This window comes from Nocardiopsis flavescens (assembly GCF_900141985.1).
Classification (GTDB): Bacteria; Actinomycetota; Actinomycetes; order Streptosporangiales; family Streptosporangiaceae; genus Nocardiopsis; species Nocardiopsis flavescens.
Genome location: NZ_FQZK01000020.1, coordinates 23,155 through 48,724, shown reverse-complemented (window position 1 = coordinate 48,724; position 25,570 = coordinate 23,155). Strand labels below are relative to the sequence as shown.

At 69.5% G+C, this 25,570-nt stretch carries 19 protein-coding genes and 1 tRNA gene; 3 read left to right on the top strand and 17 right to left on the bottom strand.

From position 1 onward, the window contains the following. Position 1 precedes the first annotated feature (1 nt). The 11 genes from rplC to rplJ all read right to left on the bottom strand — a co-directional run bounded on the left by rplC (position 2) and on the right by rplJ (position 17,762). A complete protein-coding gene (rplC, locus tag BUE45_RS24640) occupies positions 2–652 on the bottom strand; it encodes a 50S ribosomal protein L3 (protein ID WP_073382307.1) in 651 nt (216 codons plus the stop codon). A gap of 12 nt (positions 653–664) precedes the next feature. Then, complete coding sequence (gene rpsJ / locus BUE45_RS24635) at positions 665–973, bottom strand: 30S ribosomal protein S10 (RefSeq protein WP_014908366.1); 309 nt, start codon at positions 971–973, stop codon at positions 665–667. A 245-nt stretch (positions 974–1,218) separates the two neighbouring features. After that, a complete protein-coding gene (tuf, locus tag BUE45_RS24630) occupies positions 1,219–2,412 on the bottom strand; it encodes an elongation factor Tu (RefSeq protein ID WP_073382304.1) in 1,194 nt (397 codons plus the stop codon). An 83-nt stretch (positions 2,413–2,495) separates the two neighbouring features. Further along, complete coding sequence (gene fusA, locus BUE45_RS24625; RefSeq protein WP_073382300.1) at positions 2,496–4,610, bottom strand: elongation factor G; 2,115 nt, start codon at positions 4,608–4,610, stop codon at positions 2,496–2,498. 42 nt (positions 4,611–4,652) lie between these two features. Continuing rightward, positions 4,653–5,123, bottom strand: coding sequence for a 30S ribosomal protein S7 (gene rpsG / locus BUE45_RS24620; protein ID WP_073382298.1), 471 nt, complete (start codon positions 5,121–5,123; stop codon positions 4,653–4,655). 2 nt (positions 5,124–5,125) lie between these two features. Next, the gene (rpsL, locus tag BUE45_RS24615) at positions 5,126–5,497 is read right to left on the bottom strand and encodes a 30S ribosomal protein S12 (protein ID WP_014912437.1); all 372 of its coding nucleotides are present in this window, start codon (positions 5,495–5,497) and stop codon (positions 5,126–5,128) included. A 444-nt stretch (positions 5,498–5,941) separates the two neighbouring features. Next, on the bottom strand, positions 5,942–8,554 hold the full coding sequence (locus BUE45_RS24610) for a hypothetical protein (protein ID WP_073382295.1): 2,613 nt from the start codon (positions 8,552–8,554) through the stop codon (positions 5,942–5,944). A 121-nt stretch (positions 8,555–8,675) separates the two neighbouring features. Then, a complete protein-coding gene (locus tag BUE45_RS24605; RefSeq protein WP_073382292.1) occupies positions 8,676–12,554 on the bottom strand; it encodes a DNA-directed RNA polymerase subunit beta' in 3,879 nt (1,292 codons plus the stop codon). Between the two features lie 34 nt (positions 12,555–12,588). Beyond that, entirely contained in the window at positions 12,589–16,056 is a 3,468-nt protein-coding gene (gene rpoB, locus BUE45_RS24600) for a DNA-directed RNA polymerase subunit beta (protein ID WP_073382290.1), read from the bottom strand. 700 nt (positions 16,057–16,756) lie between these two features. Next, entirely contained in the window at positions 16,757–17,137 is a 381-nt protein-coding gene (rplL, locus tag BUE45_RS24595; protein ID WP_073382287.1) for a 50S ribosomal protein L7/L12, read from the bottom strand. Between the two features lie 97 nt (positions 17,138–17,234). After that, positions 17,235–17,762: a 50S ribosomal protein L10 gene (gene rplJ, locus BUE45_RS24590; RefSeq protein WP_073382285.1), complete on the bottom strand. Its 528-nt coding sequence runs from the start codon at positions 17,760–17,762 to the stop codon at positions 17,235–17,237. Positions 17,763–18,195: 433 nt separating this feature from the next. Between rplJ and BUE45_RS24585 the strand changes: the two genes are divergently transcribed. After that, complete coding sequence (locus BUE45_RS24585) at positions 18,196–19,047, top strand: SCO4651 family lipoprotein (protein WP_073382282.1); 852 nt, start codon at positions 18,196–18,198, stop codon at positions 19,045–19,047. Positions 19,048–19,147: 100 nt separating this feature from the next. Here the strand turns inward: BUE45_RS24585 and rplA are convergent, their stop codons facing one another. The 5 genes from rplA to BUE45_RS24560 all read right to left on the bottom strand — a co-directional run bounded on the left by rplA (position 19,148) and on the right by BUE45_RS24560 (position 22,116). Beyond that, a complete protein-coding gene (gene rplA, locus BUE45_RS24580; RefSeq protein WP_073382280.1) occupies positions 19,148–19,825 on the bottom strand; it encodes a 50S ribosomal protein L1 in 678 nt (225 codons plus the stop codon). 112 nt (positions 19,826–19,937) lie between these two features. Then, positions 19,938–20,366 carry a 50S ribosomal protein L11 gene (gene rplK / locus BUE45_RS24575; protein ID WP_073382277.1) on the bottom strand — a complete coding sequence of 143 codons (429 nt, stop codon included), beginning with the start codon at positions 20,364–20,366 and terminating at the stop codon, positions 19,938–19,940. A gap of 253 nt (positions 20,367–20,619) precedes the next feature. Next, positions 20,620–21,432 carry a transcription termination/antitermination protein NusG gene (gene nusG / locus BUE45_RS24570; protein WP_073382274.1) on the bottom strand — a complete coding sequence of 271 codons (813 nt, stop codon included), beginning with the start codon at positions 21,430–21,432 and terminating at the stop codon, positions 20,620–20,622. 255 nt (positions 21,433–21,687) lie between these two features. Further along, on the bottom strand, positions 21,688–21,942 hold the full coding sequence (secE, locus tag BUE45_RS24565; RefSeq protein WP_073382271.1) for a preprotein translocase subunit SecE: 255 nt from the start codon (positions 21,940–21,942) through the stop codon (positions 21,688–21,690). A gap of 101 nt (positions 21,943–22,043) precedes the next feature. Then, positions 22,044–22,116: transfer RNA gene (locus BUE45_RS24560), tRNA-Trp, on the bottom strand. A gap of 247 nt (positions 22,117–22,363) precedes the next feature. Here BUE45_RS24560 and BUE45_RS24555 point away from each other — a divergent pair. Beyond that, entirely contained in the window at positions 22,364–23,572 is a 1,209-nt protein-coding gene (locus BUE45_RS24555) for a pyridoxal phosphate-dependent aminotransferase (protein WP_073382269.1), read from the top strand. Positions 23,573–23,849: 277 nt separating this feature from the next. Beyond that, complete coding sequence (locus tag BUE45_RS24550) at positions 23,850–24,905, top strand: adenosine deaminase (RefSeq protein WP_245833454.1); 1,056 nt, start codon at positions 23,850–23,852, stop codon at positions 24,903–24,905. Between the two features lie 33 nt (positions 24,906–24,938). Here BUE45_RS24550 and BUE45_RS24545 read toward each other — a convergent pair whose 3' ends face one another. Then, the gene (locus BUE45_RS24545) at positions 24,939–25,532 is read right to left on the bottom strand and encodes a TMEM165/GDT1 family protein (protein ID WP_073382262.1); all 594 of its coding nucleotides are present in this window, start codon (positions 25,530–25,532) and stop codon (positions 24,939–24,941) included. Positions 25,533–25,570: the final 38 nt, after the last annotated feature.

The window sequence follows — 25,570 nt, the reverse complement described above, 5'->3', positions numbered from 1 at the left end:
CTTACTTGTCCCCCTTCACAGCGGTGCGGACGAGCACCAGACCGCCGTTGGGACCGGGAACAGCACCCTTGACCAGGATGAGGCCCTTCTCCGTGTCCACGGAGTGGACGGTCAGGTTCTGGACGGTCTTGCGCACGTTGCCCATGCGCCCGGCCATCCGCATGCCCTTGAAAACGCGGCCGGGCGTGGCGCAGCCGCCGATGGAACCGGGCGAGCGGTGCTTGCGCTGGGTACCGTGCGAGGCGGAGAGGCCACGGAAGCCGTGGCGCTTCATCACACCCGCGAAGCCCTTGCCCTTGCTCTTGCCCGAGACGTCGACCTTCTGGCCGCTCTCGAAGACGTCCGCGGAGACCTCCTGGCCGAGCGTGTACTCGGAGGCATCGGTCGTGCGGACCTCGACGTAGTGGCGGCGGGGGGTCAGCTCGTTCTTGCGCAGGTAGTCGCCGAGCGGCTTGTTGACCTTGCGCGGGTTGATCTGCCCGTAACCGATCTGGATGGCGGAGTAGCCGTCGGTGTCCGGGGTCCGGATCCGGCTCACGACGCACGGACCGGCCTTCAGAACCGTCACGGGCACCATCTTGCCCGCATCGTCGAAGACCTGGGTCATGCCGAGCTTTTCGCCCAGGACTCCCTTGATCTGCTTGGTGGCCATGTCTGTGCGTCCTTAAAGCTTGATCTCGATGTCAACGCCAGCCGGGAGGTCGAGCCGCATGAGCGAGTCGACGGTCTTCGGCGTCGGGTCGATGATGTCGATCAGCCGCTTGTGCGTGCGCATCTCGAAGTGCTCGCGCGAGTCTTTGTACTTGTGCGGCGATCGGATGACGCAGTAAACGTTCTTTTCCGTCGGCAGCGGCACCGGGCCCGCGACCTGTGCGCCAGTTCGCGTCACAGTCTCGACGATCTTCTTCGCCGAGCTGTCGATGACCTCGTGGTCATAGGCCTTTAGCCGAATGCGGATCTTCTGTCCCGCCATGTGGCCTGTTCGTCCTTCGCTTCAGTGTCCGTAACGGTGTCCGGTCACAGACGCCCAGGCCCGGCGGAATCCGCCGTGAAGCCGTGAGCCCCTATTCCCTTGAGAAACCGCAACAGGGCTTGCCCCTGCGGTGCGTCACCGTCACAGAGCCCGATGACGTCTTTTCGTTGTGCCGGGCGGGCCGCCGCAGGGGCGGCCCGCCCCGCACGGCGGGGCGGCTCCATGGGGAGCCTCCCCGTCGTGTGCTACTTGAGGACCTTCGTGACGCGACCGGCGCCCACGGTCCGGCCACCCTCGCGGATGGCGAACTTCAGGCCCTCTTCCATCGCGACCGGCTGGATCAGCTGGACGGTCATCTCGGTGTTGTCACCGGGCATGACCATCTCGGTGCCCTCCGGCAGCGTCACGACGCCGGTGACGTCGGTGGTGCGGAAGTAGAACTGCGGGCGGTAGTTGTTGAAGAACGGCGTGTGGCGGCCACCCTCGTCCTTGGACAGGATGACGACCTGGGCCTCGAACTCGGTGTGCGGGGTGGTCGTGCCGGGCTTGATGACGACCTGGCCGCGCTCGACGTCCTCGCGCTTGATGCCGCGCAGGAGCAGACCGACGTTGTCGCCGGCCTGGCCCTGGTCGAGCAGCTTGCGGAACATCTCGACACCGGTGACCGTGGTGGTCTGCTTCTCGTCCTTGATACCGACGATGTCGACGGTCTCGTTGACGTTGACGATGCCGCGCTCGATGCGGCCGGTGACGACGGTGCCGCGACCGGTGATCGAGAAGACGTCCTCGATCGGCATGAGGAAGGGCTTGTCGGTGTCACGCTCGGGCTCGGGGATGTACTGGTCCACGGTGCCCATGAGCTCCAGGACGGACTTGCCCCACTCGGCGTCGCCCTCGAGGGCCTTCAGCGCGGAGACCTTGGTGACGGGGATGTCGTCGCCGGGGAACTCGTACTCGCTGAGCAGCTCGCGGACCTCGAGCTCGACGAGCTCGAAGATCTCCTCGTCGTCCACCATGTCGGCCTTGTTCAGGGCCACCACGATGTAGGGCACGCCGACCTGGCGGGCCAGGAGCACGTGCTCCTTGGTCTGCGGCATCGGGCCGTCGGTGGCGGCCACGACCAGGATCGCACCGTCCATCTGGGCGGCACCGGTGATCATGTTCTTCACGTAGTCCGCGTGACCGGGGCAGTCGACGTGGGCGTAGTGACGCGCCTCGGTCTGGTACTCGACGTGGGCGACGGAGATGGTGATACCGCGCTCGCGCTCCTCGGGAGCGTTGTCGATCTCGTCGAACGGCGTGAACGGGTTGATCTCCGGGTACGCGTCGTGCAGCACCTTGGTGATGGCCGCGGTCAGCGTGGTCTTGCCGTGGTCGATGTGACCGATGGTGCCGATGTTGACGTGCGGCTTAGTCCGCTCGAACTTTTCCTTCGCCACTGGATGTCTCCTAGACGTACAGAGCTATCTGGTACCCGGTCCGCCCCGCTGGGGGCGGGACCGGATTGGTTACGTGTTCGCGACTACTCGCCGCGAACCTTCGCCACAATTTCTTGGGCGACAGCGGACGGAACCTCCGCGTAGGAGTCGAACACCATCGAGTAGTTGGCTCGACCCTGCGTACGGCTGCGCAGGTCACCCACGTAGCCGAACATCTCGGAGAGGGGCACGAGGGCCTTCACGAGACGGACGCCGGAACGCTCGTCCATGGACTGGATCTGTCCACGGCGGGAGTTCAGGTCGCCGATCACGTCGCCCATGTACTCCTCGGGGGTGGTGACCTCGACCGCCATGACCGGCTCCAGGAGAGTCGGCTTGGCCAGCCTGACGGCCTCCTTGAAGGCCATCGAGCCGGCGGTCTTGAAGGCCATCTCGGAGGAGTCGACCTCGTGGTACTGACCGTCGGTCAGCGTCACCTTCACGCCGACCAGCGGGTAGTGGGCGAGGACGCCCAGCTCCGCGGCCTCCTGGCAGCCGGCGTCGACCGAGGGGATGTACTCGCGCGGGATGCGGCCACCGGTGACGGCGTTGACGAACTCGTAGCCGCTGGTGTCGCCGCTGTCCGACTCGAGGGGCTCGACGTCGATCTTGACCTTGGCGAACTGGCCCGATCCACCCGTCTGCTTCTTGTGGGTGTAGACGTGGCCTTCGACCTTCTTGCGAATGGTCTCGCGGTAGGCCACCTGGGGCTTACCGATGTTCGCCTCGACCTTGAACTCGTCGCGCATGCGGTTGACGAGCACCTCGAGGTGCAGCTCGCCCATACCGGAGATCACGGTCTGGCCGGTCTGGTCGTCGGTGGCGACCTGGAAGGAGGGGTCCTCCTCCGCGAGGCGCTGGATCGCGATGCCCAGCTTCTCCTGGTCGCTCTTCGTCTTCGGCTCGATGGCCACCTCGATGACCGGGGCCGGGAAGGTCATGGACTCCAGGACGATCGGGTTCTGCTGGTCGCAGAGCGTCTCGCCCGTGGTGGTGTCCTTCAGGCCCATGACGGCGACGATGTCGCCGGCGCCCACGGAGGCGATCTCCTCGCGCTTGTTGGAGTGCATGCGGTAGATCTTGCCGATGCGCTCCTTGCGGCCCTTGATGCTGTTGAGCACCTGGGTACCGGTCTGGAGAAGACCGGAGTAGACGCGCAGGTAGGACAGCTTGCCCAGGTGCGGGTCGCTCACGATCTTGAAGACCAGGGCGGACAGCGGCTCGTCGTTGCTGGGCTTGCGCTGGAGCTTGGTCTCCTCGGACTCGTCCTTGGGGTCGTGGCCCTCGATGGCCTCGATGTCCAGGGGCGAGGGGAGGTACGACACGACGGTGTCGAGCAGGGGCTGGACGCCCTTGTTCTTGAACGCGGTGCCGCAGACGACCGGGATCGCCGTGCCGGCGATGGTGGCGCGGCGGATGGCCGGCACCAGCTGCTCCAGGGTGGGCTCCTGCCCCTCCAGGTACAGCTCCATGATCTCGTCGTCGGCCTCGGCCAGCGTCTCCAGGAACTGGTCGCGGGCCTCACGCGCGGCGTCGGCGTGGGACTCGGGGATCTCGACCGTGTCGTACATCTCGCCGAGCGGAGTGTCGCTGCTCCACACGTAGGCCTTCATCTTCACGAGGTCGATGACACCCTTGAAGTCGCCCTCGGCGCCGATGGGCAGCTGGATCGGCATCGCGTTGGCGCCCAGGCGCTCGCGGAACATGTCCACGCAGCGCTGGAACTCGGCACCGATCTTGTCCATCTTGTTGACGAAACAGATGCGCGGCACGCCGTAGCGGTCAGCCTGACGCCAGACCTGCTCCGACTGGGGCTCGACGCCTTCCTTGGCGTCGAAGACCGCGACAGCACCGTCGAGAACACGCAGCGACCGCTCGACCTCGACCGTGAAGTCGACGTGGCCGGGCGTGTCGATGATGTTGATGGTGTGGTCGTCCCAGTGGGTGGTGATAGCAGCGGAGGTAATGGTGATACCCCGCTCCTGCTCCTCTTTCATCCAGTCCATCGTCGAGGCGCCGTCGTGCGTCTCGCCGAGCTTGTGGGTCACACCGGTGTAGTAGAGGATCCGCTCAGTGGTGGTGGTCTTGCCCGCGTCGATGTGGGCCATGATCCCGATGTTGCGGACCTTGGCCAGGTCAAGCGCAGTCTTTGCAGCCATGGGGTTCGTCTTCCCTGGGTCTCAAGCGATACAGCCGCGGGGTTACCAGCGGTAGTGGGCGAAGGCCTTGTTCGACTCGGCCATCTTGTGCGTGTCTTCACGCTTCTTGACGGCCGCGCCGAGACCGTTGCTGGCGTCGACCAGCTCGTTCATCAGACGCTCGGTCATGGTCTTCTCACGGCGCTGGCGCGCGAAGGAGACCAGCCAGCGCAGGGCCAGCGTGGTGGACCGGGAGGCGCGGACCTCGACCGGAACCTGGTAGGTCGCGCCACCGACACGGCGGCTGCGGACCTCCAGCGCGGGCTTGACGTTGTCCAGACCGCGCTTGAGAACGACCAGCGGGTCCTGGCCGGTCTTCTCGCGGGCGCCCTCCAGGGCGTCGTAGACGACGCGCTGGGCGATCGAGCGCTTGCCGTCGAGCAGCACCTTGTTGATCAGTGCGGTGACGAGCGGCGAGCCGTAGACCGGGTCGGTGATGAGCTGGCGCTTCGGCGCCGGGCCCTTGCGCGGCATGCTTACTTCTCCTTCTTGGCGCCGTAGTGGCTACGCGCCTGCTTGCGGCCTCGGACACCCTGGGTGTCGAGCGAACCGCGGACGATTCGGTAGCGGACACCCGGCAGGTCCTTCACACGACCGCCGCGCACCAGCACGATGCTGTGCTCCTGGAGGTTGTGGCCGATGCCGGGGATGTAGGCCGTGACCTCGATACCGCTGCTCAGCTTCACGCGAGCGACCTTGCGCAGGGCGGAGTTCGGCTTCTTCGGCGTGGTGGTGTAAACGCGCGTGCACACGCCACGTCGCTGCGGACTCCCCTTCAGCGCCGGGGTCTTGTTCTTTGCGACCTTGTCCTGTCGGCCCTTGCGGACCAGCTGCTGGATGGTGGGCACCGCGTCTCCGTCTTCCTCGTGACCTACGCCGGTTCTCGTAGCCGTATCGCTATTGACCTGCTGGATTTCCCGAACCTCCCCGACCCACGCTGTCGGGCGTGTCGCGCTCGTTCGGACGCACGACGGACACCTGAAAAGGGGCCGATTTTCACGGGAGGGGGTTCACATGCACCGCGCGCCGCAGATCTCCAAGGACCGGGGCGCCGCACACACACGTGTGACCCGTCGACTCACGGGCACAATCACACAGGCTACCGTCTACCCTCTAGGCGGTCAAAACGGTGTGCGACATGGCGCGAACCGCCGAACCGGATTCTCGCGCAGCCGTGGGTCACTCTCAGTCTACGCCGTTCCGGCGCTGCTTCGCCCCGGTTTTCCACCGGGACCGGGAATGGCACGGCGGCCGCTCCCTCCGACCATTGTCACAGGGAGCGGCCGCCTTCTCTACGGGAGCAGCCAGATCGCGACGGAGATCACCGTCACCAGGATGCCGAGCACCGCGAAAACGGTGCCGCCGGTGATGAAACCGAGCCCGTCGAGGGTGCCGTTGGAACCGCGGATCGCCCGCTTGGCGCGGGGTCCGGTGACCAGCAGGGCGAGCAGGGCCGTGACCAGACCGACACCGGGGATCAGCGAGGCGACGCCGAGCCACAGGGTGGCCACCGCCCCGCGGTCGGTGTCGGCGAGGAAGTCGACGCTGTCGTAACCGGGGTAGGAGTCCCCGGCCTCGCCGCCCAGGGGGCGGTCCTCGAAACCGGGGAACTCCTCGGCGATGACGTCCTTTCGCCGTTTCTTCGCCTTGGGTTTGACCGGCATCCCGTAGTCGGCGGGGGTGAAGCCGTCGTCGTAGTCCGGGTCGTCCGCCGCCGGGGCCTCGTCCTCCTCCACGGGGTCGATCATCTGCGTGGCCCCGGGGTCGGCCGCCGCGGCCCGCGACTGCGCCTCGGCGATCGCCGCCAGCGGGTCCTCCGGCACCTCGGTCCCGCGCTCCTCGCGGCGGCGCCGCTCGGCCTCGCGCACAACGTCGGGCAGCCGGGGGTCGTTGCGGTCGAAGGCCCAGGTGTTGCCGGTGGCGCCGGGCGACTCGTCCCAGGCGTCCGGCTCGGGCACGTCGGTCCAGGGCGTGGAGGGCCGCTCCTCCCGGGAGTCGGGCGTCCGGACGGGCCCGGGGGCCGCGTCGGCGTCCCTGCTCCATCCCCAGGGGTCCGGCTCGGAGCCCTGCTCCGCGTCCCGGCCGGCTCCGAGCGGGTCGTCGTCCGGGCCCCGGGAGGTACCGCGGTCGTCGCCGCGCACACCGTAGGAGCCGTCGGTCAACGGGTCGACGTCCGCGCCGGCCCGGCCGCCGTCGGCCGCGAGCGGGTCCGCCCCCCAGGGGGTGTCCGGACGGTCGTCGAGGTCCCGGGCCGGACGGGTGTCCCCGCCCAGCGGGTCGGAGTCGCCGGAGTCCCACGCGGGCGAACGGTCGGAACCCTCGGAATCCCACGACGGACGGGTGTCCCCGCCCAGCGGGTCGGAATCCCAGGCGGCCGAACGACCGGAACCCTCGGAATCCCACAACGGACGGGTGTCCCCGCCCAGGGGGTCGGAGTCGTCCGCGCCCCACGCGGGCGAACGGCCGGAACCTTCGGAATCCCACGACGGACGGGTGTCCCCGCCCAGCGGATCGGCGGCACCGGACTCCCACGCGGGACGGGTGTCCCCGCCCAGGGGATCGGAGTCGCCGGAGTCCCACGCACCGGAACGCCCCGCGTCACCCGAATCCCACGACGGACGGGTATCGCCGCCCAGCGGGTCGGAATCCCAGGCGGCCGAACGACCGGAACCCTCGGAATCCCACGACGGACGGGCGTCGCCGCCCAGGGGGTCGGCGGTACCGGGCTCCCAGGAGGGGGCGCGGTCGTCGCGACCGCGGTCCGAACGGGTGTCCCCGCCCAGGGGATCGGAGTCGCCGGAGTCCCACGCACCGGAACGCCCCGCGTCACCCGAATCCCACGACGGACGGGTGTCCCCGCCCAGCGGGTCGGAATCCCAGGCGGCCGAACGACCGGGACCCTCGGACTCCCACGCGGGACGGGCGTCGCCACCCAGGGGGTCGGCGGCACCGGACTCCCAGGAGGGGGCGCGGTCCGGACGTGCGTCGACACCGAGGGGGTCGGGGTCGTCGGGGCTCCACGCAGGGGTGCGGTCGCCGTGGAGGCCGTCGGCGCTCCAGGCCGCCGCGCGGTCGTCACCGCCGAGCGGGTCCGCCTCGTCGCGCGAGGCGTCGTGGCCGCGGTCCGGTCGGGCGCCCGAACCCAGGGGGTCGGAGCCGTCGGCGTCCCAGGGGGTGCGCGAACCCGGCGGGTCCCCGGCACCGCGGGCGCCGCCCAGCGGGTCGGAGCCCTCGGGACTCCAGGCGGGGACGCGCCCGTCCCCGGGCTCGGCGTCCCATCCCGCGGAGCCGTACGCCTCGCCGGCCTCCCCCGGGGCGGCGCGGTCGCCGAACGGGTCGCTGTCCGCGCCGTGCGGGGCCTGCGGACGGCCGGCGGTCCGGCCGTGGTCCGCGGCGTCCGCGCCGGCGCCCCACGGGGTGTCCGGGCGCCCGGCTCCGGCGACACCGTCGGCGTCGCGGAGACCGGAGGCGCCCGCGGCGCCCGCGGCGTCCCAGGGGTCGTCGAAGCGCCCGTGGACGTCGTCGGTCCCGCCCTCCGGGACGTCGGTCCACGGGGCTCCCGGCTCCTGCGGCGCGGCGGCCCCCTCCCGGGCCCCCGGCGCTCCCTCCTCGCCCGGGATGCGGGTGAGCGGCCGGTAGGCCGCGTCCCCCGCCCCCGGGTAGGAGAGCGGGTTGGGCGGTTCCACGGGAGGCCCGCCCAGCGCCTCCGGGTACGGGTCCGCCAGGGCGGGGCGCGACGAGCTCAGGCCCGCGTACCCCCCGCTGTCCGGAAAGACCGTCTCCTCCTGCTGCTCCTGGTCATCGAGCGGGTCCTGGTAGTCCGACTGCTTCAGGTGGCGGTCCTCGCTGGGCTTGAACCACGAAGCGTCACCGCCGGCGACCCGTCCGCCCCCGTTATCCGTCATGCCTCTCCCGCCGGCGCCGTGGCGCCCTCTCCCCGGCCCGTGTCACGGACCCTCTGACACCGAACGGCGGCGGCACCGCCCCCCGTAAGGGGCGGCAGGCCGCCGCCGTCAGTTCACTTCGCTACCGGTTGTACGGCCCGAAGTCGTACTCCTCCAGCGGCACGGCCTCGCCGGAGCCCTGCCCGAAGGTGTACTCGCTCGGCTCCTCGTAACCGGAGACCGAGTACATCGAGGCCTTGGCCTCCTCGGTGGGCTCCACCCGGATGTTGCGGTACTGGGGGATGCCCGTACCGGCCGGGATGAGCTTACCGATGATGACGTTCTCCTTGAGGCCGAGCAGCGGGTCGCTCTTGCCGTGGATCGCGTTCTCGGTGAGCACGCGGGTGGTCTCCTGGAAGGAGGCCGCCGACAGCCACGACTCGGTGGCGAGCGACGCCTTGGTGATGCCGAGCAGCACCGGGCGGCCGGAGGCGGGCTGTCCGCCCTCGGACACGACGCGGCGGTTGATCTGCTCGAACTTGGGGCGCTCGACCATCTCGCCGGGCAGCAGCTCGGTGTCGCCCGACTCCAGGATGTTCACGCGCTTGAGCATCTGGCGCACGATGATCTCGATGTGCTTGTCGTGGATGGACACACCCTGCGACTTGTACACCTCCTGGACCTCGGACACCAGGTGCTGCTGCACCGCGCGCGGGCCCTGGATGCGCAGGACCTCGTGCGGGTTGATCGCACCCTGGATCAGCTGCTGGCCGACCTTGACGTGGTCGCCCTCGCTGATCAGGAGCTGAGCGCGCATCGGGACCGGGTAGGCGATCTCGTCGGTGCCGTCGTCGGGGATGACGACGATCTTGCGGCTCTTCTCGGTGTCGTCGATCCGGATCCGGCCCTCGACCTCGGAGATCGGTGCCACACCCTTGGGGATGCGGGCCTCGAAGAGCTCCTGGACACGGGGCAGACCGTGGGTGATGTCCTGGCCGGCCGAACCGCCCATGTGGAAGGTCCGCATGGTCAGCTGGGTGCCGGGCTCACCGATGGACTGGGCCGCGATGATGCCGATGGCCTCGCCGACGTCGACCGGCTTGCCGGTCGCCATGGAGCGGCCGTAGCAGGTCGTGCAGACGCCGATCTTCGCCTCGCAGGTCAGCGACGAGCGGATGCGCACCCGGGTGATCCCGGCGGCGATCAGCTTGTCGATGTTCTGCTCGGAGGTGTCGGACAGCGCCGGCAGCACGTGCTCGCCGTCGGCGTCGAGGACCTCCTCGGAGAGCGTGCGGCCGAAGCCGGTGTTCTCCACGTTGTGCTTGCGCACGACGACGCCGGCGGCGTTCTTCTCACCGATCTCGTGCCACAGCGACCGGTCGGTGCCGCAGTCGATCTCGCGGACGATGACGTCCTGCGCGACGTCCACCAGGCGACGGGTCAGGTAACCCGAGTCGGCGGTCCGCAGCGCGGTGTCGGCCAGGCCCTTGCGCTGGCCGTGCGTGGAGATGAAGTACTCCAGCACGGACAGGCCCTCGCGGTAGGAGGACTTGATCGGGCGCGGGATCGTCTCGCCCTTGGTGTTGGACACCAGGCCGCGGATGCCGGCGATCTGGCGCACCTGCATCGGGTTGCCGCGGGCGCCGGACTGGACCATCATCCACACCGGGTTGTCGGCGGGGAAGTTCTCCTCCATGTTCCTGGCGACCTCGGCGGTGGCCTGGGTCCACACCTCGGTGAGCTCGTTGCGGCGCTCGTCGTCGGTGATCAGACCGCGGTCGTACTCGCGCTGGATCTTGTCCGCCTTGCGGTCGTAGCCCGCGAGGATCTCCGCCTTCTGCGGAGGCGCGACGACGTCCTCGATGCCGATGGTCAGGCCGGACCGGGTGGCCCAGCGGTAGCCGGCGTCCTTGAGGGCGTCCAGGGTCGTGGCGACCTGCACCTTGGGGTAGTTCTCGGCGAGGTCGTTGACCAGCACCGAGATCTGCTTCTTGCCGACCTGGAAGTTGATGTACGGGTAGTCCACCGGGGTGGTCTCGTTGAAGAGGTACCGGCCCAGGGTGGTCTCCAGGGTGTACGGCACCCCCGGCTTCCAGTCCTCGGGCGGCGTCCAGTCCTTGGGAGCCGGAGCGCCGTCCTCGATGCGCAGGCGGATCTTCGCCTGCAGGTCGAGGTCGCCCAGGTCGTAGGCCATGATCGCCTCGGCCGGACCGCGGAAGGCGCGGCCCTCGCCGGGCGCCCCGGCCCGCTCCGTCGTCAGGTAGTACAGGCCGATGATCATGTCCTGGGTGGGCATGGTCACGGGCTTGCCGTCGGACGGCTTGAGGATGTTGTTGGTGGCGAGCATCAGCAGCCGCGCCTCGGCCTGGGCCTCGGCGGACAGCGGCAGGTGCACGGCCATCTGGTCGCCGTCGAAGTCCGCGTTGAAGGCGGTGCACACGAGCGGGTGGATCTGGATGGCCTTGCCCTCGACCAGCTGCGGCTCGAACGCCTGGATGCCCAGGCGGTGCAGGGTCGGGGCGCGGTTCAGCAGGACCGGGTGCTCGGTGATGACCTCTTCGAGGACGTCCCACACGACGGGGCGGGACCGCTCCACCATGCGCTTGGCGCTCTTGATGTTCTGCGCGTGGTTCAGGTCGACCAGGCGCTTCATCACGAACGGCTTGAAGAGCTCCAGGGCCATCTGCTTGGGCAGACCGCACTGGTGCAGCTTCAGCTGCGGGCCGACGACGATGACCGAACGGCCGGAGTAGTCGACGCGCTTGCCCAGCAGGTTCTGGCGGAACCGGCCCTGCTTGCCCTTGAGCATGTCGGACAGCGACTTGAGCGGACGGTTGCCGGGCCCGGTGACGGGTCGGCCGCGGCGGCCGTTGTCGAACAGCGCGTCGACGGCCTCCTGGAGCATCCGCTTCTCGTTGTTGACGATGATCTCGGGCGCGCCGAGGTCCAGCAGCCGCTTGAGGCGGTTGTTGCGGTTGATGACGCGGCGGTACAGGTCGTTGAGGTCGGAAGTCGCGAAGCGGCCACCGTCCAGCTGCACCATCGGACGCAGGTCCGGCGGGATGACCGGGATGCAGTCCAGCACCATGCCCATGGGGCTGTTGCGGGTGTTGAGGAACGCCGAGACGACCTTGAGCCGCTTGAGGGCACGGGCCTTCTTCTGGCCCTTGCCGGTGCGGATGGTCTCGCGGAGCTTCTCGGCCTCCTCGTCCAGCTCGAAGTTGGCGAGCCGGTCCTGGATGGCCTGGGCGCCCATGCCGCCGCGGAAGTACTTCCCGAAGCGGTCCCGCATCTCGCGGTAGAGCATCTCGTCGCCTTCGAGGTCCTGGACCTTGAGGTTCTTGAACCTGTTCCAGACCTCGTCGAGGCGGTCGATCTCGCGCTGGGCGCGGTCGCGCAGCTGGCGCATCTCGCGCTCGGCGCCCTCGCGCACCTTGCGGCGGGCGTCGCCCTTGGCGCCCTGCTCCTCCAGCTCGGCCAGGTCGGCCTCGAGCTTGCGGTGCCGCTCCTCGATGGTGGAGTCGCGGCGCTGCTCCATGTGCTGCTTCTCGACCGCGATCCGCGCCTCCAGGGACTGGAGGTCGCGCTCACGGGCCTCGGTGTCCACCCACGTGACCATGTAGGCGGCGAAGTAGATGATCTTCTCGAGATCCTTCGGCGCCAGGTCCAGCAGGTAGCCCAGGCGGGAGGGCACACCCTTGAAGTACCAGATGTGCGTGACGGGAGCGGCCAGCTCGATGTGGCCCATCCGCTCGCGGCGCACCTTGGCGCGGGTCACCTCGACGCCGCAGCGCTCACAGATGATGCCCTTGAAGCGGACGCGCTTGTACTTGCCGCAGTAGCACTCCCAGTCCCGGGTCGGGCCGAAGATCTTCTCGCAGAAGAGGCCGTCCTTCTCGGGCTTGAGGGTGCGGTAGTTGATGGTCTCGGGCTTCTTCACCTCGCCGTGAGACCACTGGCGGATGTCGTCGGCCGTGGCCAGGCCGATGCGCAGCTCGTCGAAGAAGTTGACGTCGAGCACTTAATTCGTCCCCTGCTCTCGAAGAATGCGGAAGTTAGACCTCTTCGACACTGCTCGGCTCGCGCCGACCCAGGTCGATTCCCAGTTCTTCCGCCGCGCGGAAGACGTCCTCGTCGCTGTCCCGCATTTCGATGGACATACCGTCACTGGACAGCACCTCCACGTTCAGACAGAGCGACTGCATCTCCTTGATGAGCACCTTGAAGGACTCGGGGATGCCCGGCTCGGGGATGTTCTCGCCCTTGACGATGGCCTCGTAGACCTTGACCCGGCCCACCACGTCGTCGGACTTGATGGTGAGCAGTTCCTGGAGGGCGTAGGCGGCGCCGTAGGCCTCCAGCGCCCACACCTCCATCTCGCCGAAGCGCTGGCCGCCGAACTGCGCCTTACCGCCCAGCGGCTGCTGGGTGATCATGGAGTACGGGCCGGTGGAGCGCGCGTGGATCTTGTCGTCCACGAGGTGGTGGAGCTTCAGGATGTACTTGTAGCCGACGGAGATGGGCTCCGCGAAGGGCTCACCGGTGCGGCCGTCGAACAGGCGGGCCTTGCCGTCCTCGTTGATGAGGCGGTTGCCGTCCTTGTTCGGGCGGACCGACGTGATGAGGCCGCTGAGCTCCTCGCCGTGCAGGCCGTCGAAGACCGGCGTGGCGACCCGGGAGTTCGGCGGCACGTCGGTGGCGCCGATGGCGTCGAGCGCCTTCTGCCAGTCGTCCTCCAGGCCCTCGACCACCCAGCCGTTCTTGGCCAGCCAGCCCAGGTGGACCTCCAGCACCTGGCCGACGTTCATCCGGCCGGGAACGCCCAGCGGGTTGAGGATGATGTCGACGGGGGTGCCGTCCTCCAGGAAGGGCATGTCCTCCTGCGGGAGGATCTTGGAGATGACGCCCTTGTTGCCGTGGCGGCCGGCGAGCTTGTCGCCGTCGGTGATCTTGCGCTTCTGGGCCACGTAGACGCGGACCATCTCGTTCACGCCGGGGGCGAGCTCGTCGCCCTCCTCGCGGCTGAACACCTTGACGCCGATGACCTTGCCGGACTCGCCGTGCGGCACCTTCAGGGAGGTGTCGCGGACCTCGCGGGCCTTCTCGCCGAAGATGGCGCGCAGCAGGCGCTCCTCCGGGGTCAGCTCGGTCTCGCCCTTGGGCGTGACCTTGCCGACGAGGATGTCGCCGTCGACGACCTCGGCGCCGATGCGGATGATGCCCCGGTCGTCGAGGTCGGCCAGGACCTCCTCGCTGACGTTGGGGATCTCGCGGGTGATCTCCTCCGGGCCCAGCTTGGTGTCGCGGGCGTCGACCTCGTGCTCCTCGATGTGGATCGAGGAGAGGACGTCGTCCTGCACCAGGCGCTGGGAGAGGATGATCGCGTCCTCGTAGTTGTGGCCCTCCCAGGACATGTAGGCCACGAGGAGGTTCTTGCCCAGCGACATCTCGCCCTGGTCGGTGGACGGGCCGTCGGCCAGGACCTGGCGCTCCTCGACCCGCTGGCCCTCGGTGACGATGGGCCGCTGGTTGAAGCAGGTGCCCTGGTTGGAGCGCTGGAACTTGTGCAGGCGGTACGTCTTGCGCGTGCCGTCGTCGGCCATGATGGTGACGTAGTCGGCGGTGACGTCCTCGACCAGGCCGGCCTTCTCGGCGAGCACGACGTCACCGGCGTCGGTGGCGGCGCGGTACTCCATGCCGGTGCCCACGAACGGGGACTCGGCGCGCAGCAGCGGCACGGCCTGGCGCTGCATGTTGGAGCCCATGAGCGCGCGGTTGGCGTCGTCGTGCTCCAGGAACGGGATCATGGCGGTGGCGACCGACACCATCTGGCGCGGCGACACGTCCATGTAGTCGACCTCGTCGGTGCCGACCTGCTCGAACTCCCCGCCCTTGCGGCGGACGAGCACGCGGTCCTCGGCGAAGGTGCCGTCCGGGTTCATCGGCGTGTTGGCCTGCGCGATGATGTACCGGTCCTCCTCGTCCGCGGTGAGGTAGTCGACCTGGTCCGTGATGCGGCCGTCGACGACCTTGCGGTACGGGGTCTCCACGAAGCCGAACGGGTTGACCCGCCCGTACGCGGCCAGCGAGCCGATGAGGCCGATGTTGGGACCCTCGGGGGTCTCGATCGGGCACATGCGGCCGTAGTGGGAGGGGTGCACGTCGCGGACCTCGAAGCCCGCGCGCTCACGGGACAGACCGCCCGGGCCCAGCGCCGAGAGGCGGCGCTTGTGGGTCAGGCCCGCGAGCGGGTTGGTCTGGTCCATGAACTGGGACAGCTGCGAGGTGCCGAAGAACTCCTTGATGGAGGCCACGACGGGGCGGATGTTGATCAGGGTCTGCGGCGTGATCGCCTCGACGTCCTGGGTGGTCATCCGCTCGCGGACGACGCGCTCCATGCGGGCCAGGCCCAGGCGGACCTGGTTCTGGATGAGCTCGCCGACGGTGCGCAGGCGGCGGTTGCCGAAGTGGTCGATGTCGTCGACCTCGATCGGCAGGGTGCCGAGCGCGGTCTCCCGCTCCTTCTCGCCCGCGTGCAGGCGCACGAGGTACTCGATGGTGGCGACGACGTCCTCTTCGGTCAGCGTCCCCTGCGTGTAGTCGGTCTCCAGACCGAGCTTCTTGTTGATCTTGTAGCGGCCGACCTTGGCCAGGTCGTAGCGCTTGGGGTTGAAGTAGAGGTTCTCCAGCAGCGCCTGGGCCGACTCCTTCGTGGGCGGCTCTCCCGGACGCAGCTTGCGGTAGATGTCCAGCAGCGCGTCGTCGGTGCCGGCGGTCGGGTCCTTCTCCAGCGTGTTGCGGATGGACTCGTACTGGCCGAAGCGCTCCAGGATCTGGTCGGTGGTCCAGCCCAGCGCCTTGAGCAGGACGGTGACGCCCTGCTTGCGCTTGCGGTCGATGCGGACGCCGACGAAGTCGCGCTTGTCGACCTCGAACTCCAGCCAGGCACCGCGGGACGGGATGACCTTGCAGCCGAACAGGTCCTTGTCCGTGGTCTTGTCGACGGACCTGTCGAAGTAGACGCCCGGGGAGCGGACCAGCTGGGACACCACGACACGCTCGGTGCCGTTGATGATGAAGGTGCCCTTGTCGGTCATGAGCGGGAAGTCGCCCATGAAGACCGTCTGGCTCTTGATCTCGCCGGTGTCGTTGTTGATGAACTCCGCGGTGACGAACATCGGAGCGGAGTAGGTGGCGTCCCGCTCCTTGCACTCGTCGACCGTGTTCTTGGGCGGCTCGAAGCGGTGGTCACGGAACGACAGGGACATCGTGCCCGAGAAGTCCTCGATCGGGCTGATCTCCTCGAAGATCTCTTCGAGACCGGACTGCTCCGTAACGTCCTTGCGGCCAGCGTTCCGGGCGGTGTCGACCCGGGCCTTCCACTTGTCGTTGCCCAGCAGCCAGTCGAACGACTCGGTCTGCAGGGCAAGCAGGTTCGGAACCTCGAGGGGTTCCTGGATACGGGCGAAGGAAACGCGGTGCGGACCAAGGGCGTTAGCGGAGGCGTTGCGCGAGGCTGCCAACAGGGGTCCTTCCGAAGGCTTGTGGCGGTTGAAGCGCGCACGCCAGACGATCCGTCACGGGAAGGACCGCCGCAACGCGGTTGAGACGGTCACATCGAGCGGGAACGGGTACCGTGTCCAGACGAAACGGGCTGGTCGGCAGCCGGTCACCGGCACAGGGATCACCAAAGGGCAGCGCAAAAGAGCAGTGTAGCCGAACACCACACCGCTGTCCACTCATGGTCCACAGCGCCACTCACGACACCGGCAGGATCACCCGTGGAAGGCGATCCGTCAAGCCCTGCGAGGGGCCGACCCGCCCGGCGGATGTGCGCTCGCCCTGGCTCCCGGGGGGTTGTGAGCCATCGGACATCCGGAAGGATTCCCCCGGGGCGGCCGGGTAAACCCTTGCCCCAGGGCCTCTCAAGATTCCCGGCACCGGAGATTACCGTGTCCGTGGGACGATCCGCATCCGCGCGCGGCCGCGGGACCCGGCCCGGATCCGGCCTCCCGGGCCCGAGCACGAACAAGCTTCGCACACGACCCGGACTGTTCCGCGTCGCACGGAGGTGCTCGGCGCGGCGGCCCCTCCGGACGCGCCCGGAGACGTCCCCGCAGGGCCCCTGCGGCCCCCGGGAACACGAAGGCGGCCGCCCTCCCCCGGAAAGGGGAGGACGGCCGCCCAGGCGCAGTCGACGGGCCGCGTGCGGCCCGCTGGGGACTACTTGAGGGTGACGGAGGCGCCGGCGCCCTCAAGGGCGGCCTTGGCCTTCTCCGCGGTCTCCTTGTTGACGCCCTCCAGCAGCGGCTTCGGGGCGTTGTCGACGAGGTCCTTGGCCTCCTTGAGGCCCAGGCTCGTGAGGCCGCGGACCTCCTTGATGACCTGGATCTTCTTGTCGCCGGCACCCTCAAGGATGACGTCGAACTCGCTCTGCTCCTCGACCTCGGCGGCGGGGCTGCCGGGGGCCGCGGCCACGACGGCGGCCGGAGCGGCGGCGGTGACGTCGAACTTGTCCTCGAAGAGCTTCACGAACTCGGACAGCTCAAGGAGGGTCATCTCCTCGAACGCGGCAAGCAGGTCCTCGTTGCTGAGCTTCGCCATGGTGCGATCTCTCTTTCTTTACGAACACGCGCGCCGAGGGGCGGCACGTGCGAGCCGGTGACCGGGCGCCGTCGGCACCCGCCGTGGTTCAAAAGGTTTAAGCGGCTTCCTCGGAGCGCTTGTCCGCCAGGGCCTGCGCGAGACGCACAGTCTTGGAGGGCAGCGCCTGGAAGACGGCGGCGGCCTGGCCCTGCTTGGCCTTGAGCGCGCCGGCCAGCTTCGAGAGGAGGACCTCTCGGGACTCCAGATCGGCCAGCTTGGTGACGTCCTCGGCGCTCATCGACTTGCCGTCGATGATGCCGCCCTTGATCACCAGGGGCGAGTTCGCCTTCGCGAAGTCGCGCAGACCCTTGGCGGCCTCGACCACGTCACCGCGGACGAAGGCGACGGCGGACGGGCCGACGAGCAGATCATCGATCTGCGCCTCGACTCCGGCCTCCTTGAGCGCCAGCTTGGTCAGCGTGTTCTTCACGATGGAGAAACGCGCGTTCTGACCGAGGCTACGGCGCAGCTCGGTGAGCTGAGCCACAGTGAGCCCCCGGTATTCGGTCAGCACGGCACCGCTGGACTCCCGGAACTCCTCCGAGAGCGCGGTGACCGCGGCTGCCTTGTCCGGCCTCGCCATGGGACTCCTTCCAACATTGACCGCCGGTGGACTCCCAAGGATCCGCACTCATGAGCGTCAGCACGAAAAAGCCCCGAGCGCCAGGCGCACGGGGCACGTCCGCGTATCCTGCTCCGGGCCCGGGGGCGCGGTGGAGCGGTACGGGAAAGCTTCTGTGACACCTGCGCGGGCGCCCATCGTGGATGGATCCTTAGGTCACCCGTTCGGGTGACGACCAGCGGTCTTCGGCAAGAAACCATCATACCCGAGTCGACCGGTGCTCGAAACATCCGCCTTCGGAGCCCGGGGCGCACGCCGCGGAACGCGGTGCCCGCCTGGGATGCGCGTTCAAGGTGCCCGGAATGTCCACTGCTCGTGGGAGCATCGTCGGCATCGAGCACACCCCCCGTTCTCGGGTGCTCATCCCCCTTCGAGAGAAAGCGACACCAGCACCGTGAAGACCCGTGTCCCGACCCTGTTCGCCACCGGGCTCCTGGCCCTGTCCCTCGCCGCCTGCGGCGCGGAGGAGACCCCCGAGCCCGCCGCGGAGGCCTCTCCCGCCGCCGGCGGGGAGGGCGGCGGGGGCGGCCTCCCCGGCCTGCTGGCCTCCCTGCGGGAGAACACCGCGGACGCCACCAACTACACCCTCGACGTGCAGATGGCCTCCGAGGACCCCGACCTGGGCGAATTCAGCGTCGACTTCACCTTCGAGGTGATGGACGACCCCGAGGCCGCGAAGACCACCATGGTCATGCCGGAGATCGGCGAGATGCTCCTGGAGCTGGCCGCGCTCGGCGGCACCGGAGGGGACCTGACCGCCGAGGAGCTCGGCACGACCGTCATCATCGCCCCGGTCGGGGGCGAGACCCTCATCTCCAACCACAACGGCCTCCAGGAGGCCGACACCCCGTGGGTCCGCGGCGGCACCGCCGGGGCCGAGGGCATGGCGCCGGAGGAGATGTTCGACCTCTCGGAGTTCCCCGACCTCGTGGGGGCGTTCTCCGGAGTCGAGGGGATCGAGGAGACCGGCACCGAGGAGGTCGGCGGCGTCCCGACCACCGTGGTCTCGGGCACCCTGACCCAGGAGCAGGTCGAGGCCATGGACCCCGCCTCCAGGGCGGTCGTGGAGGACTTCACGGGCGGCTCCGTCTCCGGCGCCCTGGAGGTCGGCATCTGGATCGCCGAGGACGGCTTCCCCATGCGCCTGGAGCTGGCCGACGACGAGACCGACATGGGGATGGAGTTCTCCGAGATCGGTACCACGTCGTTCGAGATCCCGTCCGAGGACGAGATCAGCGACATGTAGCCCCCCGGGCCCCGCTCCCCTCGCGGGGGCGCGGGGCCCGGGAACGGCGGCGGCCCCCGGCTCCGAGAGGAGCCGGGGGCCGTTCACGTCAGGAGGACCGTCAGACGTCGAGCGGGATGCTCGGGCCCATGGTCGTGCTGACCACGGCCTTCTTGATGTAGCGCCCCTTGGCGGCGGACGGCTTGAGACGCGTCACCTCGTCGAGGGCGGCCTGGAAGTTCTCCACGAGCTGCTGCTCGCTGAAGGAGGACTTGCCGATGATGAAGTGCAGGTTCCCGTGGCGGTCCACGCGGAACTCGATCTTGCCGCCCTTGATGTCGGTGACGGCCTTGGCCACGTCGGGGGTGACCGTGCCCGTCTTCGGGTTCGGCATCAGGCCGCGCGGACCCAGGACGCGGCCGAGGCGACCGACCTTGCCCATGAGGTCCGGGGTGGCGACGACGGCGTCGAAGTCGATGAAGCCCTTGGCGACCTTCTCGATCATCTCGTCGTCGCCGATGATGTCGGCGCCCGCGGCCACAGCCTGCTCGGCACGCTCACCGGTCGCGAAGACCAGGACCCGTGCGGTCTTGCCGGTGCCGTGCGGCAGGTTGACGGTGCCGCGGACCATCTGGTCGGCCTTGCGCGGGTCGACGCCCAGGCGCAGGGCGACCTCGACGGTCGCGTCGAACTTGGTGGAGGAGGTCTCCTTGGCCAGCTTCACGGCCTCGGAGGGGGCGTACTGCTTGTCGCGGTCCACCAGTTCGCTGGCTTTGCGGTGGTTCTTGCTGCGCTTCACGCTGTTCTCCTTATGGGGAACGTGTGGTCGGTGGGCCAGCGCGAGGCCCTGCCACGATTCGGTTCTGGAACTGTCGAGCGTCCCTCGCCCGGCGCAGGGCCGGGTGACGGGGCTACTTGACCTCGATGCCCATCGAGCGGGCGGTGCCGGCGACGATCTTGGTGGCGGCGTCGATGTCGTCGGTGTTGAGGTCGGGCAGCTTGGTCTGCGCGATCTCGCGGACCTGCTCGGCGGTGATGGAACCGGCCGTGCTGCGACCCGGGTCGGTGGCGGCCTTGTCCAGGCCCGCGGCCTTCAGGATCAGCTTCGGCGCCGGCGGCGTCTTCGTGACGAAGGTGAAGGACCGGTCCTCGTAGATCGAGATCTCGACCGGGATCACGTTGCCGCGCTGGGACTCCGTGGCAGCGTTGTACTGCTTGCAGAAGTCCATGATGTTGACGCCGTGCGGACCGAGAGCGGTACCGACGGGCGGAGCCGGGGTCGCCTGACCGGCGGGCAGCTGCACCTTGACGAGTGCGGCCAGTTTCTTCTTCGGAGGCATATCGGGTCCTTTGCCTGATCTGCGTTGTGTACCGGTCCCTGTCCTCCCGGGGCACCGCGCGGCCGGGAACGGCCGGGGAACCACCTCGGTGGGAGGAACGGCGCCCGCGCGGTGAAGGCGCCGGGCGGCGGCCCGCCGGGACCGGGCGGGCCGGTGCGCGCCCCGCCGGAGGCCGGGCACGCGAGTGGGTCCGCACGAGGCGGACCCACCAAGTCTACGCCGCCCGGGCGAGTACCCGGGCGCGGTCGCCGGATCAGATCTTGGCGACCTGGTTGAACGAGAGCTCGACCGGGGTCTCGCGGCCGAAGATCGACACCAGCACCTTGAGCTTCTGGGTGTCGGGGTTGATCTCGCTCACGGTCGCGGGAAGGGTCGCGAACGGGCCCTCCATGACCGTGACGGACTCGCCGATCTCGTAGGCGACGTCGGAGCGGATGTCCACACCGCCGCCGGCCCTGGTCTTCTGGGCCTGCTCCGGCGCCTCCTCCGGCTCGGGGGCCAGGAGCTTGGCCACCTCGGTGAGGCTCAGCGGGGCGGGCTTGTTGGACAGGCCGACGAACCCGGTGACGCCGGGGGTGTTGCGGATCGCCGACCAGGACTCGTCGGTGAGGTCCATGCGGACGAGCACGTAGCCGGGCAGGACCTTCTCGGTGACCTGCTGGCGCTTGCCGCTCTTGACCTCGGTGACCTGGTGCTCGGGGACCTCGACCTGGAAGATGTACTCCTCCATGTTGAGGGACTGGGTACGGCTCTCGACGTTGGCCTTGACCCGCTTCTCGTACCCGGCGTACGTGTGCACGACGTACCAGTCGCCGGGGAGCAGGAAGAGCTCGTTCTTGAACTCCTCGACGGGGTCGGGGCGCGGGGCCTCCTCCGCGTCCTCCGCGTCCCCGTCGTCGGCCGACCCGGCGCCGTCGGCCTCGGCGTCGTCGGCGGGCTCGGCGTCGCCGGAGTCGACCTGCGCGGCCTCCTCGGACGGCTCGTCCGCCAGGCCGGTCGCTTCCGCCGACGACTGACCCGGCTCCTCTTCGGGGAAGTCGTCATTGGTCAGTGGGGACTCGGACACGGCTGCTGCTCTTTCTCTCGTCGGGTGCGCTGCGCGGCCCCTCCCGGGTTCCGCCCAGCGCTTCTCGATGCCCAGCGGTTCTCATGATGCGCTGCGCCGGGGCCGGCCGCCGCACGGGCGTCCGGTTCGGGACCCGGTCCTGTCAGCTTAAGCTCTCCCGGAGCGGCGCGGGGACAAGCGCGCACGGACGAGGCCGCGTCCCGCACGGGGCGGAACACGGCCTGTGAGGTGCGGGGCCCGCACGGGGCGGGTCCCCTAGAGGCCCTCGGGGGTGCCGAAGGTGCCGTAGAGCCAGGTGACGGCCTCGCCGAAGCCCCAGTCGAGGAGCGAGACGTATCCCAGGATCATGAGCACGAAGACCAGGACCACGATGGTGTAGGTGACCAGCTCGCGGCGCGTGGGCCAGCGCACCTTGCGCAGCTCGCCGACGACCTGCTTGGTGAACGTCACCGGACCGGTACGGCGCTTCGGCTCCTTGTCGGGCTTGGCGTCGGCGTCAGTCTGAGTCACCTGGGGTCCTTAGGGTCCGCGGGGTGTCCCCGAGATAGCAGGAAAACCCGTTCGCGCGGCGAGGCTGCCGGTCAGGCCGCCACGCCGCGCGAACGGTCGTGCAGGGCAGGAGGGACTCGAACCCCCAACCGCCGGTTTTGGAGACCGGTGCTCTGCCAATTGAGCCACTGCCCTAAGCGGGAACCGCGGTCCCACCATAGCCGGTCCGGGCCGTGTCCGCACACTGCCCGTGCGTAACACCTGGGCCACGACCGGCCGACGCGTCAGAGTTTAGGGGCTGTGCGGCGCCGGACCAAACCGCACCGTCCGCCGCGCGGTGCGCCCCGTTCGGCCCCGACCCGTCCCGAACGGGCACTTCGTCCGGATCGGGTGAGCCTTCCCACCCGGCGCGGGCCGGGCGCCGCATGACACCATGGAAGGCATGACCAACCGACCCCGTGTCTCTGCACGCATCAGCGCCATCTCCGAGTCCGCCACCCTCGCCGTGGACGCCAAGGCCAAGGCCATGAAGGCGGAGGGCCGCCCCGTCATCGGCTTCGGCGCGGGGGAACCGGACTTCCCGACCCCGGACTACATCGTGGACGCCGCGGTCGCCGCCGCCCGCGAGCCGCGCTACCACCGCTACACGCCGGCCGGCGGTCTGCCCGAGCTGAAGAAGGCCATCGCGGAGAAGACCGCCCGCGACTCCGGCTACCGGGTGGAGCCCTCCCAGGTCCTGGTGACCAACGGCGGCAAGCAGGCGATCTACGAGGCGTTCGCCGCCCTGCTCGACCCGGGGGACGAGGTCATCGTCATCGCCCCGTACTGGACCACCTACCCCGAGTCCATCAAGCTCGCGGGCGGCGTCCCGGTCTACGTGGTCACCGACGAGACCACCGGCTACCTGGCGGACGTGGAGCAGCTGGAGGCCGCGCGCACCGAGCGCACCAAGGTCCTGCTGTTCGTCTCCCCGTCCAACCCGACCGGCGCCGTGTACCCGCGCGAGCAGGTGCGCGCCATCGGGCGGTGGGCCGCCGAGAAGGGCCTGTGGGTCCTCACCGACGAGATCTACGAGCACCTGGTCTACGGGGACGCCGAGTTCTCCTCGCTGCCGGTCGAGGTCCCCGAGATCGCCGACCGCACCGTCATCGTCAACGGCGTCGCCAAGACGTACGCGATGACCGGCTGGCGCGTGGGGTGGCTCATCGGGCCCGCGGACGTCGTCAAGGCCGCCTCCAACCTCCAGTCGCACGCCACCTCCAACGTCGCCAACGTCTCGCAGGCCGCCGCGATCGCGGCGGTGTCGGGCGACCTGGCGGCCGTGGACGAGATGCGGAAGGCGTTCGACCGCCGCCGCAAGACCATGGTGCGGATGCTCAACGAGATCGACGGCGTGTTCTGCCCGGAGCCGCAGGGCGCGTTCTACGCCTACCCCTCGGTGAAGGGCGTGCTGGGCAAGGAGATCCGCGGGCGCACCCCGCAGACCTCCGCCGAGCTGGCCGAGCTGATCCTGGACGAGGCCGAGGTCGCGGTGGTGCCGGGCGAGGCCTTCGGCACCCCGGGCTACCTGCGCCTGTCCTACGCGCTGGGCGACGAGGACCTGGCCGAGGGCGTCAGCCGTATCCAGAAGCTGCTGGCCGAGGCCGTGTAGGGCCGCGGGGCGTGAACGGCGGGGGCCGTCCGGAGCGATCCGGGCGGCCCCCGCCGTTTGTGCCCCGCACACCATCGAAATACGGTGATCGGACACCAACGGAGCCACCGGTGCGGCACTCTTGGGTCGTGGCCCCTCTCCCCCGCACGGCGGGTGCGGGGCCTCTCCCCTACCCTCCGCCGGAAAGCGGGGGAGGACCGGCCCCGCGGACGGCGGACGGACCGGGGCGCCCGTGCCCGGCACGGGGGTGGCAATGACGAGAGATCGGGAGGACCCGGTGGAGACACCCATCACCGGCCGCCGTCTGGACCGGCTGCCCAAGGCCCACCTGCACCTCCACTTCACCGGGTCGATGAGGCACTCCACGCTGGTGGAGCTGGCCCGGGAGCGGGGCGTGCACCTGCCCCAGGCCCTGGTGACGGAGTGGCCGCCCAAGCTGCGCGCCACCGACGAGCGCGGCTGGTTCCGGTTCCAGCGCCTCTACGACGTCGCCCGGTCGGTGCTGCGCGAGCCCGAGGACATGTACCGGCTGCTGCGCGAGGCGGCCGAGGACGAGCGCGAGGCCGGGTCCGGCTGGCTGGAGATCCAGGTGGACCCCAGCGGGTACGCGGCGCTCTTCGACGGGCTGACCGCCACCCTGGAGCTGGTGCTGGACGCCGCCCGGGCGGCCGAGCGCGCCACCGGGGTGGGCGTGGGGATCATGGTCGCGGCCAACCGCACCCGGCACCCGCTGGACGCCCGGGCGCTGGCCCGGCTGGCGCGCCAGTACGCGGGCCGGGGCGTGGTGTCGTTCGGGCTCAACAACGACGAGCGGCGCGGCCGGGCCCGGGAGTTCGAGGCGGCGTTCCGGATCGCCCGCCGGGCCGGGCTGCTGTCGACGCCGCACGGCGGGGAGCTCCAGGGCCCGCTGAGCATCCGGGAGTGCCTGGACGAGCTGGAGGCCGACCGGGTGGGCCACGGGGTGCGGGCGATCGAGGACCCGTACCTGGTGGAGCGGATCGCCACCCAGGAGGTGACGCTGGAGATCTGCCCGACCTCCAACGTGGGCCTGGGGGTGTTCAACGAGCTGGCGCACGTGCCGCTGCGCCGGCTGTTCGAGGCCGGGGCGCCGATCGCCCTGGGGACCGACGACCCGCTGCTGTTCGGCCCGCGCCTGGTGGAGCAGTACCGGATCGCCCGCGAGGTGTTCGGGTTCACCGATCCGGAGCTGGCCGAGCTGGCGCGGATGTCGATCCGGGGGGCGGGGGCGCCGGACTCGCTCAAGAAGGAGCTGCTGTCTGGGGTCGACGCCTGGCTGGCCGCCGACCCCGAGCCCGCGCGGCCGCGGGGCTGACGGACCCGCGGGGCCGCGGGGACCGGGCGGCCCCTAGCCCAGGAGCATGAGGGCGCCCTGTCCGACCATGACCGCGCCCGCGACGAAGAACAGGGCCGCGGCGCCGATCCGGATGGCCTTCTCCGGGAGCTTCTTGCCCAGGACCGCGCCGACGGCGATCGCGATGGCGTCGGCGGCGACCATGCCCGCCGTGGAGCCGATCCAGACCGGGAACCAGTCGTGCTGCGTACCGACGGCGATGGTCGTCAGCATGGTCTTGTCGCCGAGTTCGGCGATGAAGAACACCGTGAAGACGGTGACGAACGCGGACTTGATGCGGCGGGAGGCGGCGCGCTCCTCGTCCTTGGCGCTCATCTCGTCGCCGCGCAGGGTCCAGGCGCCGAAGACCAGGAACGCGATGCCCGCGACGAGGGTGATCCAGTCGGTGGGCAGGGACGCGCCCAGCACCTCGGCGATGAACACGCTCGCGATGTGCACGACGGCGGTGGCGGCGGTGATGCCGAGGATGACGGTGAGGGCGCGGTAGCGGGTCGCCAGGGACATCGCGACCAGCTGGGTCTTGTCGCCCATTTCGGCGACGAAAACGGCCAGGGCGCTGATTCCGAGTCCCGTGAGAAATGCCGTCATATGTGTTCTCCCCCGTGGCGGTCTGGGCGGAAGGAGGC

Excerpts from the sequence above, each read along its gene's own strand:
- rplC (WP_073382307.1), bottom strand. The coding sequence starts at position 652 with ATGGCCACCAAGCAGATCAAGGGAGTCCTGGGCGAAAAGCTCGGCATG.
- rpsJ (WP_014908366.1), bottom strand. The coding sequence starts at position 973 with ATGGCGGGACAGAAGATCCGCATTCGGCTAAAGGCCTATGACCACGAG.
- fusA (WP_073382300.1), bottom strand. The coding sequence starts at position 4,610 with ATGGCTGCAAAGACTGCGCTTGACCTGGCCAAGGTCCGCAACATCGGG.
- rpsG (WP_073382298.1), bottom strand. The coding sequence starts at position 5,123 with ATGCCGCGCAAGGGCCCGGCGCCGAAGCGCCAGCTCATCACCGACCCG.
- BUE45_RS24610 (WP_073382295.1), bottom strand. The coding sequence starts at position 8,554 with ATGACGGATAACGGGGGCGGACGGGTCGCCGGCGGTGACGCTTCGTGG.
- rplL (WP_073382287.1), bottom strand. The coding sequence starts at position 17,137 with ATGGCGAAGCTCAGCAACGAGGACCTGCTTGCCGCGTTCGAGGAGATG.
- rplJ (WP_073382285.1), bottom strand. The coding sequence starts at position 17,762 with ATGGCGAGGCCGGACAAGGCAGCCGCGGTCACCGCGCTCTCGGAGGAG.
- rplK (WP_073382277.1), bottom strand. The coding sequence starts at position 20,366 with ATGCCTCCGAAGAAGAAACTGGCCGCACTCGTCAAGGTGCAGCTGCCC.
- BUE45_RS24555 (WP_073382269.1), top strand. The coding sequence starts at position 22,364 with ATGACCAACCGACCCCGTGTCTCTGCACGCATCAGCGCCATCTCCGAG.
- BUE45_RS24545 (WP_073382262.1), bottom strand. The coding sequence starts at position 25,532 with ATGACGGCATTTCTCACGGGACTCGGAATCAGCGCCCTGGCCGTTTTC.